Below are 10872 nucleotides of genomic sequence, written 5' to 3' on the forward strand. Positions count from 1 at the left end.
CCTCAGCGCTTCTTCGGCCGCGGCGCCGGCGGAGCGAGCAGGGCCGCGCCCGCGGCCAGCAGCAGGGCCCCGCACTCGGCGTCGTAGCTGATGTGGCCCTGCGGCTCGACCGGGTCGAGCAGTGCCTCGACGTCGTCCGTGAGGCCGGCGAGCGACGTCGTCGCCGTGGTCGGTGTCGTGACCTTCACCATGTGATCCACTCCTTCTGTCATTTCCGATGCCGTGGCCGCTGCCACGACGTGCGGGGAGGCGCGCATGGCATCCATGCGTCCTGCGTCGCCGGGACGGCGCTCGGCCGTGCCGGCAGGACGTCAGCTCAGGCTGGGGAGGGAAAAGGAAAGCTCTTCGGGCGACTCGACGGAATGACCGGCGGTGCCACGGCCAGCGGGGCGGCGGGGAGCAGGGACAAGCGGAATCGCATCACGAATATCCCGTTCGCTGAGGGATCGTGCGTTCCCGTCGAGCGTCGCCACTCCCAGCGCGGAAATTCCGCGCTGCGCGACAACGTGCCGGAGACCGGGACCTTCTTCCAGCAGGGACTACTTCCAGCGGTGACCAGGAGCTGTTCAGTTGCCGCGGTGGTCCGACGGATGGCCCGACGGGCTGGTGCGGCAGAGCGGGTTGAACGCTTCCGCCATTCAAGGAAAGCGAACTGCCGGCCTGACAACAAGACGAGGGAAAGATATCCACGCGCAAGAGTGAACGGTACGGCGATCGTATTTGCTTATCGAGGCACTCTCGCGGCACTGCGCCGACCGCTGAACGCGCACGCGCCGCCCGGGGCGATTCCGGGCGGCGCGTGGCACAGGGCGAACAGTGCCTGAAGAGGCACCGGGTGTGGCACCTCAGGGAGCGCCGACCTGCGCGCTCACCTCCGCGGAGAACGCCTGCACCCGGGCGTAGACGCCGGGGAAGCCGGGGCGGGCACAGCCGTTCCCCCAGGAGACGACGCCGGCCAGCACGCCGTCGACCATCAGCGGCCCGCCGCTGTCGTACGTGCAGGCGTCCACGCCGCCCTCGGGGAGGCCGGCGCAGACCATGGCCGGGGTCTGGACCTGCGTGTCGTGGGACGCGTAGGAGGCCTCGCAGTCCGCGTCCGCGACGATCGGGACCTCGGCGGTCCGCAGGTGGTCCGTGGCGATCTCGTCCTCCGCGGTCCGGCCCCAGCCGAGAATGCGGGACACGGTGCCGGGGGCGTACAGGTCGGTGTCGTTCGGACCCGCGAACGGCACGGTCGGGAACGGCATCTCCGCGGCGAGCGTGAGCACCGCGATGTCTCCCACCTTCTCGGTGGAGGTATAGCCCGGGTAGCTCCAGACCTCGCTGACCTGCCGGAACGTGCCGGTGTCGCTGAACCGGTCCTCACGCCCGCCCACCACGCCGAGCTGGCTGGGAGCGGAGTTGCGCACGCAGTGGGCGGCGGTGACGACCTTCGTCGGCGCGACGAGGGTGCCCCCGCACATGTGGCCGCCGGAGCTGCCGGTGACCTGCATGACGAACGGGTACTCGGCGGTGGTCGTGGGCGTGCCGCCCACGATGCGGGTGGACGGACCCCCGGCGGAGTCGCTGGCGCCCGCGCCGGCGGGCAGGGCGAACGTGACGGTCAGACAGGCGGCGAGCACGGCGAACACCGCGGTGACGCGGCGGCGTAGCTGGACGAACATGCGTTTCCTTATCGATGGTGCGTACGTGGTGCGTCGGCCGCGACTTCACCACGCGGAACCGCGACGGGCCACCGCCCCGCCGCACCCCACGGGCAGCCCGTCGCGGCGAAGAGGGCACCACGCCGTCCCGACCCCGTGCCCGAATCTCCCTGCCGCCCGTGGCTCAGCCCGTGGGTGGGTCCGCGGGTGCGTGGTGCGGCCGCACGTACTCCTCCATCGCGGCGTCGACGGCGGCCCGGTCGCCGGTGGCGAGCAGGTCGAGCAGCGGCCCTCGCACGACCGCGAGCCCCAGGCGGGCGCGGGCGCGCGCCGTCGCGGGGTCCGCGCCCTGCGCCGCCTCCGCGTCGGCCAGGGGTTCGAGCCAGTCGGTGACGATCCCGTCGAGGACCGGAACGGCCTCGGGACGTCCCTGGAGGGCCTGGCCGCAGATCTCGAAGAACAGCCGCCCCTGCGCCGCCAGGCCGGGGTCGGTGAGCCCGCGCCAGAGCATGGCGGCTGGCCGCCGAACTCGCCCGCGGCGAGTCCTCGGCGACCCGCTGACGGACCGGCCGGGCCCGCCGGACGCTTGACCTCATGTCGACATGAGGGCGCAGTCTGGGGCTCATGACCCAGGAAACGGAACCGGCCCGCCCGGCGACGAACGACCTCGTCACGCTGCTCGACGCCGCGGACCGGCTGCCGGCGGTGCGGGCCCTGCGGGCCCGCTCCTACGACCTGCTGGACGCCGGCCCGGGGGCGCGGGCGGTGGACGTCGGCTGCGGCGCCGGACGGCCGTGGCCGAACTGACCGAACGCGGCGTGCGGGCCGTCGGCGTGGACCCGGACGAGCGGATGATCGCCGGCGCCCGCGGCCGGTGGCCCGAGGCGGACTTCCGGATCGCCGAGGCGTACCACCTGCCCCTGCCTGACGCCTCGGCGGCCGGCTACCGCGCCGACGTCCTCGTCGACTCGCAGCGCGTCTACGGCCTCGACGGCGCCCAGTTCACCGCCGTCGCGCCCGGCAACGGCTACAACGCCGCCGAGCCGATCAGCGGGTGGGCCGACTGCGGGGTCGTCGTCCCGTGGACCCTCTGGCAGATGACCGGCGACCTGACCGTCGTGGAGCGCGGCTGGCCCGCGATGCCCCGCTACGTCGACTGGATCCGCCAGCGGACGGGCGAGAGTTACACGGGCCAGGGCGCGCTCTTCGAGGTGTCCGCCGCGCACCTGTCACCGCACGGCGAGATCGCCAGCGAGTGGACGGTCCGGGGCGACACCCTCAGCTACCGGGCCACGGTGCCGGCCAACACCACGGCGACCCTGCGGATCCCGGCCGCCGCCCCCGAGGAGGTGCGCGAGGACGGCACGCCGCTGGCCGAGGTGCCGGGCGTCGAGTACCTCGGCTCCGCGGACGGCACGGCCGCCTTCCTGCTGCCCTCGGGACGCTACGACCTGACCTCGGCCCTGGGCTGAGCGGCGCCTCCCGCGTCCCGCGGCGTGCCCGTCGCCAGCGGCTCGCGTTCGTGCCAGGCCGCCCAGTCGTCGAGGTCCTGCGGGGCCTCGGCGAACAGCAGGTAGCGTTGCGGCGCCCGCACGCCGTGTCGTGGTCCGAGGGCGGCCATGCACCGCTCGTGCAGCCAGCCGACGTCGTTCCGCTCCCCCGGCACCTCGACCGTGCAGGCCACCAGCGCCTGTCCCCCGGCGGGGTCGGACGGCTCCGCGGGGTCGGCGGGAACGGTGAACAGCCGGACCGGGCGCGGCCGGAGCGCGGCCTCCGCGATGCGCCGGGTCTCGGCCAGATCGATCCAGCAGGAGTCCACCCGGACCCAGTCCGGGCCGCGTTCCACCGGCCGCAGCCCGGTGCGGCCGCCAAGGTTCGACAGCTCGACGTCGTCGGCGCCGGCGGCCGTCAGGAGGTCCTCGACCCCGCGGAGCAGACCGCGCATCTCGTCGGGGGCGACGAGCCGGCCGTGCCACGTCACGGTGAGCACCACCGCGGGCGCGAGCGACGCGACCTGGCAGAGGATCGAGGGGCCGGGCTCCCGCGCGATCCAGTCCAACACGTTCGCCTGGGTGAACGTCGCCGGCCACGTTCCGGTCCGGCCGCCGGTGAACCCGGCGATCAACTCCCCCGTCACGGGCACATGCTGCACCAGGGCCCCACCCGCCGCAAGAGCCTCTCCCGTCCCCATGTCCGCTCTGGTGGTGGGCCGTTGACCCGCGATAACCTCCCCGAGGCTCGGCTGGGAACCCATCGAGCGGGGTGGACGACCCCCGGGATCGAGGTCTCTCCATGCAGTGGTACGAGGACGAGGGCTTCTGGGTCGACTACGCGGAGGTGATGTTCTCCGCCGCGCGCCGGGACAGGGTCGCGGGCATCGTGGCCGAGTCGCCGCTCTTCGACCTCCCGTCCGGCACCCGGGTGCTCGACCTGTGCTGCGGTCCCGCGCTCTTCGCGGTGCCGCTGGCCGGCCGCGGCTGCGCGGTCACCGGGGTGGACCTCAGCCCGGCGATGCTGGAACGGGCCCGGGCCGCGTGCGAGGCGGCGGGCGTCGAGGTCCGGCTGGTGCGGGCCGACATGCTGACGCACGTGGAGCCCGGCGCCTACGACGTGGTGCTCAACGTCTTCACCTCGTTCGGCTACTTCCCCTCCCCCGAGGACAACGTCCGGGTGCTGCGCAACGCCTGGGAGTCGCTGGCGCCCGGCGGGCGGCTGGTCATCGACATGATGGGCAAGGAGGTGGTCGCCGGCTGGATCGGGCGCCCGCAACTCGTCGAGCTCGACGACGGCTACGTGGTGCAGCGGGACACCATCCTGGACGACTGGACCCGGATCCGCACCGACTGGACGCTGGTGCGCGGCGGCACCGCCCGCGAGGCGTCGATCACCTCGTACCTCTACAGCGCGGCCGAACTGCGCGCCATGTTCGAGTCGGCCGGCTTCGCCGACGTCACCTGCCACGGCGACTTCGACCTGCGGCCCTACGACCTGGGCGCCCGGCGGCTGATCGTCCGCGGCACCCGTCCCGGTGGAGCCGAGGCGACGCGATGACCATCGCCGCGCTGGAGGCGCTCTCCTTCGGACTGGGCCGGATGGCCGCCGCGGCGGCCGACGCCGGGCACCGGCTCTGCCTGTTGACCGGGGACCGGGGCGTCTACCGCCACGAGCTCGCCCAGCTGGCGCCCGACGCCCTCGACATCGTCGACCTCGACACCCGCGACCAGGACGCGTGCCGCGCCGCCCTGGCCCGGCTGCCCGACCTGCGCGGCCTGATCAACTCGACCGACACCTGGAGCGTTCCCGGCGCCGACCTCGCCGCCGAACTCGGCCTGCCGGGCCCCGACCCCGCGGCCGTCCGCGTGCTGCGCGACAAGAGCCGGGTGCGGAACCTGCTGCACGGGAACGGGCTGAGCCGGGGCCGCGCGCACGCCGTCCGGCCGGGTCCCGGAGCCGCCAAGGAGGTGCTGGAGACGGTGGGGCTGCCGGCGGTCCTCAAGGACACCTCGGGCACCTCCTCCCGCAACGTCTGGATCGCGCGCGACGAGGCACGGCTCTCCGCCGCCCTGGCCGAGGCCGCGGAACGGCCGTTCATGGGGCGGCTGTTCGCCGAGCCGTACGTCGCAGGACCGGTCTACAGCGCGGAGACGCTGAGTTGGGCCGGGCGGACCCGGCTGCTCGGGGTGCTCAGCCGGCAGATCTCGCCCGAGCCGTTCGTCCGGGAGGAGGCGTCCGCGTTCCCCGTCGCCCACCCGGCCGCCGAGCTCGACGGGCTGGCGACCTGGGTGGCCCGGGTCCTCGACGTCGCGGGCCACGACCAGGGCTTCGCCCACGTCGAGTACGTGCTCACCGCCGAGGGGCCCGAACTGGTCGAGATCAACCGCCGCATCGGCGGCGCCCTCGTCGGGGAGGCCCTGTGCCGCTCCCTGGGCGTCAACGTCTACGACGCCCTCGTCGCCACCGCGCTCGGGCGCCGCCCCGACCTGCTCGACGGCCCCGGACACACCGGCCCCGCCACCGGCTTCGTCCTGGTCTACCCGGACCGGGCCGGCACCCTGACCGGCTGGTCGGGGCTCGACACGCTCGACGCCTTCCCCGGCTCGCCCGAGTGGTATCCGACCATGTCCCCGGGCGACCGCATCGCCCATCTGAACGACCAGCGCGGCTGCACCGGCATCCTGCTGGCCGAGGCCGCGACCGCCGAACTGGCCCTGCACCGCGCGCTCAGCGCCGCCGGCAGCGTGCGGCCACAGGTCACGCCGCGGGTCACGCCGGAGGCGCCCGCCGGGCCGGTGAGCCACCCGTGAGCGCCCCGACGTTCGTCGTCGGCACCGGGCGCACCGGCTCCACCGCGCTGTCCGCGATCCTGCGCGCCCACCCCGACGTGCTCAGCGTCAACGAGTTCTTCGCCTCCCTCATGCGCCCGGAGAACGCCTTCCCGCCCGAGCCGCTGACCGGCGCACACTTCTGGCGGCTGCTGTCCCGGCCGAACGAGACCTTCGACTCGCTGGTGCGCAGCGGGGTGGCGCCGGGCGAGTTCCTCTACGTCCGCCGCCCCGGGCGGTTCTCCGCCGAGGCGGGCGGCATCCCGTTGCTGTGCATGATGGTGCTGCCGCACCTCACCGACGACCCGGACGCCCTGTTCGACGAGCTCGGTCCCCTGATCACGCCCTGGCCCCGCCGGCCCGCCGCCGGGCACTACGCCGCGCTCTTCGAGCTGTTACGCGAACGCTTCGGCAGGCGGGCGGTCGTCGAACGATCAGGATTCTCCCTGCGCTGGGTCCCCTACCTGCGCGCGGCGTTCCCGGAGGCGCGGTTCGTCCACCTGTACCGCAACGGGCCGGACTGCGCGGTCTCCATGAGCCGCCACGTCGGGTTCCGCAAGATCCTGCTGGTGGAGGACGCCGTCCGGCTGGCCGGGGTCCGCGCGCCCGCGGAGCTGACCGGCGAGCGGATCGCCGCGCTGCCCGGCGACCTCGCCGGCCTGTTCGCCGACCGGTTCGACGCGGCGCTGGTCTGGGACGCCGACCTGACGCTGCGCCGCTTCGGCGCCCTGTGGTCGGACATGATCACCGGCGGGGTCGCGGCGCTCGCCGACGTTCCCGAGCGGCAGCGCACCACGCTGGCCTACGAGGACCTGCTCGACCGGCCGGACGCGGAACTCACCCGGCTCGCCACGTTCGCCGGCCTGCCGGCCCCCGCCCCGTGGCTGGCCGTCGCCCGCACGGTGCTCGACCCGGGGCGACGGGACCTCATCCGGCGCCTCACGGCCCGGGACCGGGACGCGTTGACGGAGGCCTGCGCGCCCGGCACCCGCGCCCTGCGCGGGCGTCCGGCCCCCTGACCGTCGCGGTCGCCCTGGCCGGCGCCGTCGGGGCCATGCCCGGAGCGGGGCGCTCCGGGCATGGCCGCATCGGGTCAGTCGGTCAGTCGCGGCCGTGCACCTCCAGGGCGGCGCGGACGGCGGACTCCAGGGCGCCCTCCAGCCACGCCGGCTTGAGGGAGGCGTGGTCGCCGGCGAAGTGCAGCGGCCCCTCGGGCGTGCCGATGTCCGGGTACAGCTCGGTGTGCTGCCCCGGCAGCAGCACCGACGCCTCGCCGTAGGCGTAGGGGTCGCGCAACCAGCTCTGGGTCTTCCCCACCCCGGTGTAGAAGACCTCGATGCGCTGCCCGTAGATCTCCTGGAGCCCGCGCAGGGCGTGCGGATAGCGGGCGTCGTCGTCGAAGGCGTCCCAGCGCACGGCGTCGTCCGCCCAGCTGTAGGAGGCGAGGACGACGCCGCCGTCGCTGCCGGGTACGGGATGCGAGGGGTTGAACGTGAAGCGGTTGGTGTTGTCGCAGGCCGAACCGCCGCCGTAGGCGTGGAGCGCCGGGGGCTGGTCGGGGGAGAGCCAGCGGTTGGCCGCGTAGTGCACGCGTTGCGCCTCGGTGAGGTACCCGTCCGGCACGGAGGGGTGGGCGCCGAGGAGGCTGCCGTCGTCCGGGACGTCGCCGGCGGCGTAGTCGTCGGCCAGTCCGGGCCGGATCGCGTTCAGCTCCTGCTCCCACTCCCCCTCGGTGAACTCCCACCACCTGCGGCTGAACTCCAGGAGCACCTTGGTGGCGGCGTCGTAGTGCAGTTCGGTCAGCGCGCGCCGCTTCGGGAGGGACGGGATGGGGAGCAGTTGCACCTGGCGCAGGCCGGAGAACGGCACGGTGACGATCGCGAGATCGGCCGTGAACTGCTCCCGGACCACCGTGCCGTCGCGCCCCTCGGACACCGCCTCCAGCCACACGTGCGGGCCGTCCTCCGCCACCTCCGCGGGCTCGCCGCCCTGGCCGGCGCCGTCCGGCCGCCAGTACGCGATGCGGGTGACGCGGCGGTCGAACACGACCTCCCCGCGCACCCGCTCCAGCAGGGCGTCGGCCAGCACGGCCGTGCCGCCCTCCAGCTCGTAGAACTGGGTGATCGGGCTGATGACCGCGGAGCTGGTGAAGCTGTGCAGGAACGCCAGGGGCAGCCGTGACGTCAGGTTCTCCAGCGTGCCGACGAGATCGACGGTGCGCACGTCGAGGCCGGCGTACTCGGTCAGGAAGCGGAACATCGAGTAGTCGCCGAACTCCTCGATGACGGACGTCCAGCCGTCCAGCGCCTCCGGCAGCGGCTTGTTCTCGCGGCTGCCGTCGGGCCGCTTCGTGCTGAACCGGTCCCGGATCGGGTCGAGCACGCCGGCGAGGATCGCCGAGGCGGGGGTGTTCTCGTACTCCTCGGGCACGCCGAAGGAGCGGTTGACCTCCCGCGGGGACCGCTCGTAGTCGCCGCGGCGGATGCGGACGCCGTTGACGTAGAGCCAGGTCGCGTTCGTCCTCGTGCCGTTCTCGTCCTCGGCGACGAGCTTGAAGGGCCGCTTGGTCAGGTCGAGCTGCTCGATGAGGTCCATCACCAACGGATGGCTGTCCGGGAACCGCATCGCGCCGGCCTCGGCGTACTGCTGAGGGTCGGCGAACGGCTGCTCCGCGTCCTCGTGGCCGCCGATGCGGAACGTCTTCAGGCGGCCGCCGGCCCGGTTGCCGTTGGCCTCCAGCACGGTGACCTGGTGCCCCGCCTGCTTCAGCAGGTGCGCGGCGAGCAGCCCCGACGGGCCGGCGCCCACGACCAGCACGTTCCGGCCGCGGGTGCCGGGCCGCGGCAGCCCGTCGCGCAGGATGCCGCGGTAGGTCTCGGTGAGCGGCCGCTCGTCCTCGTCGAGCACCAGCACCGCGCGGGCCACCGCCCGGTTGCGGGCGGGGTCCACGCCGGGGGCCTGCGCGGGGACGGCCGCGGGCGCCCCCCGGACGCGACCCGCGGGGGACGCCGCCGCGGGCTCCGCCCCCAGCACACCGGCCGCGGCGGCCGTGGCCGTCGCGGCCGTGCCGACGGCGAAGGTCCGCCGCGTGGGGCCCGAATCCTCTAATTCGTTCATCTCATGATCGTGGGACATGAAGGGAAGGTCCCACTTCCTCCACGCCCGTCCAGGGGACCGGAACGCGCCGGGCGGCGGGTCGGAACGGAACGATCCAGGAAGCAGAGGGCCGGCGCGGGGGCGAGGCGCGCCTCACGTATCACCCGAAAGAGTTAGGCGCATACTTTCCACCGCTCACACGAACGGGTGACGCTCACCGGCCGGTGACCACCGCGGAGACGCCGTCGTGGGTCCCCTCCCAAGCCCCGACGGCTAACGTGAACCGCCGTCCGCCGAGAAGAGGGGAACGCGTCATGGCGAGCAAGGTCCACTTCCTGCCCGAGGGTATCGGCAGCCTCAGCCATGGACTTCCCCCGTCGGGGTCCCCGCACGAGGCGGGCAGGCTCTTCGTGCTGGGATCGAACGGCGTGAGTGTCGCGCCCGACGCCGACTTCCCCCTGTTCTTCGGCCGGAACGAGCTGGACGTGCACGTGTGCGTCGGCGGGGACGACCGCAACGTCAGCCGACGGCACGGGCTGATCACGCGCGACTACGCGCGCTGGATGCTGACCAACACCGGCAGGCGGCCGATCCGTTTCCCGGACTCGCGGCTGGTGCACGGCGGTGACCAGGCCGAACTGCCGGACGGGTACACCCCGCTGTTCATCGTGTCGCCCCGGCAGGAGCACCTCCTGGAGATCCGCGTCACCGGGCCCGTGGCACCGGACGAGCGGGGTCAGTGGCCCGCGGTGCACGAGGAGACGACCTTCGGCGAGGAGCGTGAGCTGAGCGACACCGAGAAGCTGGTGCTCGTCTGCCTCGCCCAACGCTACCTGCGCAACGAGCCGCGCCCGCAGCCCCTGACCTGGGCCGAGGTCGCGGAGGCGCTCAACGCGCTCCACCCGCCGGCGCCGTGGAACGAGAAGCGGGCCGCCTTCGTCGTCGCCAAGGTGCGCAGGCGGCTCAGCGGCAGGGACGGCGTTCCCGGACTCGTGATGGAGGAGGTGCCGCCCCCGGTGGGCAACGCGCTCAACCACAACCTCATCACCGACCTGCTGCTCACCGCGTCCATCGAGAAGTCGGACCTGGACCTGCTCGGAGACTGAACGCGGCTCGCGGGTCCCGGTCCCCCGAAGGGGTGGCCGGGACCCGATGTCGGGACCGGTCCCACTCCGGGTCGGTTGGATGGCACGCATGATCCGCAGAAGTCAGTTACCGCCGTGGCTCGGCGCACTCCCCCGGGTCCTGGTGTGCGCGGCCCTGACGGCCGTGCTCGCGTCGTGTTCCTCGGGCTCGTCGGAGGACTCCTCCGAACCGTCCGACGACGCGGCCTCCGACCGGCCCACCGCCTCGGCGTCTCCATCCCCGTCCCCGTCCCCGACGCTGCCGGAGCCGGCGGACGGCGAGAACACCCAGGCGTGCGCGGACGGCACGTGCGAGGTCCGGGTCACAGGGCCGATCGTCGTGCTGGTCCCGGAGCGCATCGGCGTCGGCTCGCTGGAGGTGACCTCCATCGAGGAGGACCGCATCTCGATGACGGCGCTGCTGACCGGGACGAGCATGTCCACCGACTCCCCGCAGGGCGTCTGCTCGTTCGGCGTCACCACGTCCTCGGACTACGGCCCCGGCCACGTCGACATCAGCTGCCCCGCCGGCCACGAGGCCGTGGTCAACGGGCTGAGCGTGGAGGTCGCCGGCATCGTCGACGGTGCCGCGGTGCTGCGCTTCCGGCCCGTGGACTGACGGCCCGTCGGGCGGGGCGGCGCCACCCGCGGCGCCGCTACAGTCGTGCGACCGAAGTGAGGTCCCGG

The 10872-nt window shown here is 73.7% G+C and carries 12 protein-coding genes; 7 read left to right on the forward strand and 5 right to left on the reverse strand.

Annotated elements, in window-relative coordinates:
- Nucleotides 1-2: 2 nt before the first annotated feature.
- The 3 genes from ABGB06_RS17710 to ABGB06_RS17720 form a co-directional block, all read right to left on the reverse strand.
- Nucleotides 3-191, reverse strand: a complete 189-nt coding sequence (locus ABGB06_RS17710) for a hypothetical protein (RefSeq protein ID WP_347590338.1) — start codon at nucleotides 189-191, stop codon at nucleotides 3-5.
- A 654-nt stretch (nucleotides 192-845) separates the two neighbouring features.
- The gene (locus ABGB06_RS17715) at nucleotides 846-1664 is read right to left on the reverse strand and encodes a serine protease (protein WP_347590340.1); all 819 of its coding nucleotides are present in this window, start codon (nucleotides 1662-1664) and stop codon (nucleotides 846-848) included.
- A gap of 163 nt (nucleotides 1665-1827) precedes the next feature.
- Nucleotides 1828-2154: a hypothetical protein gene (locus tag ABGB06_RS17720; RefSeq protein ID WP_347590342.1), complete on the reverse strand. Its 327-nt coding sequence runs from the start codon at nucleotides 2152-2154 to the stop codon at nucleotides 1828-1830.
- A 113-nt stretch (nucleotides 2155-2267) separates the two neighbouring features.
- Here ABGB06_RS17720 and ABGB06_RS17725 point away from each other — a divergent pair, with 113 nt between their 5' ends.
- Nucleotides 2268-2450 (forward strand): hypothetical protein, encoded by a 183-nt coding sequence (locus tag ABGB06_RS17725; RefSeq protein ID WP_347590344.1) that lies wholly within the window; start codon nucleotides 2268-2270, stop codon nucleotides 2448-2450.
- On the forward strand, nucleotides 2438-3115 hold the full coding sequence (locus ABGB06_RS17730) for an alpha-L-rhamnosidase C-terminal domain-containing protein (RefSeq protein ID WP_347590346.1): 678 nt from the start codon (nucleotides 2438-2440) through the stop codon (nucleotides 3113-3115). The genes ABGB06_RS17725 and ABGB06_RS17730 overlap by 13 nt, the downstream gene beginning before the upstream one ends.
- Here ABGB06_RS17730 and ABGB06_RS17735 read toward each other — a convergent pair.
- A complete protein-coding gene (locus ABGB06_RS17735) occupies nucleotides 3088-3780 on the reverse strand; it encodes a hypothetical protein (protein WP_347590348.1) in 693 nt (230 codons plus the stop codon). The two genes, ABGB06_RS17730 and ABGB06_RS17735, sit on opposite strands and share 28 nt — an antisense overlap.
- A 155-nt stretch (nucleotides 3781-3935) precedes the next feature.
- On the opposite strand from ABGB06_RS17735, the gene ABGB06_RS17740 reads away from it, so the two are divergent.
- From ABGB06_RS17740 to ABGB06_RS17750, 3 genes are read left to right on the forward strand one after another with little or no spacing between them, the layout of a single operon-like run.
- On the forward strand, nucleotides 3936-4694 hold the full coding sequence (locus ABGB06_RS17740) for a methyltransferase domain-containing protein (RefSeq protein WP_347590350.1): 759 nt from the start codon (nucleotides 3936-3938) through the stop codon (nucleotides 4692-4694).
- Nucleotides 4691-5947: an ATP-grasp domain-containing protein gene (locus ABGB06_RS17745; protein WP_347590352.1), complete on the forward strand. Its 1257-nt coding sequence runs from the start codon at nucleotides 4691-4693 to the stop codon at nucleotides 5945-5947. Before ABGB06_RS17740 ends, ABGB06_RS17745 begins: the two co-directional genes overlap by 4 nt.
- Nucleotides 5944-6984 (forward strand): sulfotransferase, encoded by a 1041-nt coding sequence (locus ABGB06_RS17750; RefSeq protein WP_347590354.1) that lies wholly within the window; start codon nucleotides 5944-5946, stop codon nucleotides 6982-6984. The genes ABGB06_RS17745 and ABGB06_RS17750 overlap by 4 nt, the downstream gene beginning before the upstream one ends.
- 82 nt (nucleotides 6985-7066) lie before the next feature.
- Here ABGB06_RS17750 and ABGB06_RS17755 read toward each other — a convergent pair whose 3' ends face one another.
- On the reverse strand, nucleotides 7067-9100 hold the full coding sequence (locus ABGB06_RS17755) for an FAD-dependent oxidoreductase (protein ID WP_347590356.1): 2034 nt from the start codon (nucleotides 9098-9100) through the stop codon (nucleotides 7067-7069).
- A 275-nt stretch (nucleotides 9101-9375) separates the two neighbouring features.
- On the opposite strand from ABGB06_RS17755, the gene ABGB06_RS17760 reads away from it, so the two are divergent.
- Together ABGB06_RS17760 and ABGB06_RS17765 are read left to right on the forward strand one after the other, a co-directional pair.
- Nucleotides 9376-10167, forward strand: a complete 792-nt coding sequence (locus ABGB06_RS17760; RefSeq protein WP_347590358.1) for a hypothetical protein — start codon at nucleotides 9376-9378, stop codon at nucleotides 10165-10167.
- An 88-nt stretch (nucleotides 10168-10255) separates the two neighbouring features.
- Nucleotides 10256-10804: a hypothetical protein gene (locus ABGB06_RS17765; RefSeq protein ID WP_347590360.1), complete on the forward strand. Its 549-nt coding sequence runs from the start codon at nucleotides 10256-10258 to the stop codon at nucleotides 10802-10804.
- Nucleotides 10805-10872 lie beyond the last annotated feature (68 nt).

This window comes from Streptomyces sp. B6B3, from assembly GCF_039871525.1.
Taxonomy (GTDB): domain Bacteria; phylum Actinomycetota; class Actinomycetes; order Streptomycetales; family Streptomycetaceae; genus Streptomyces.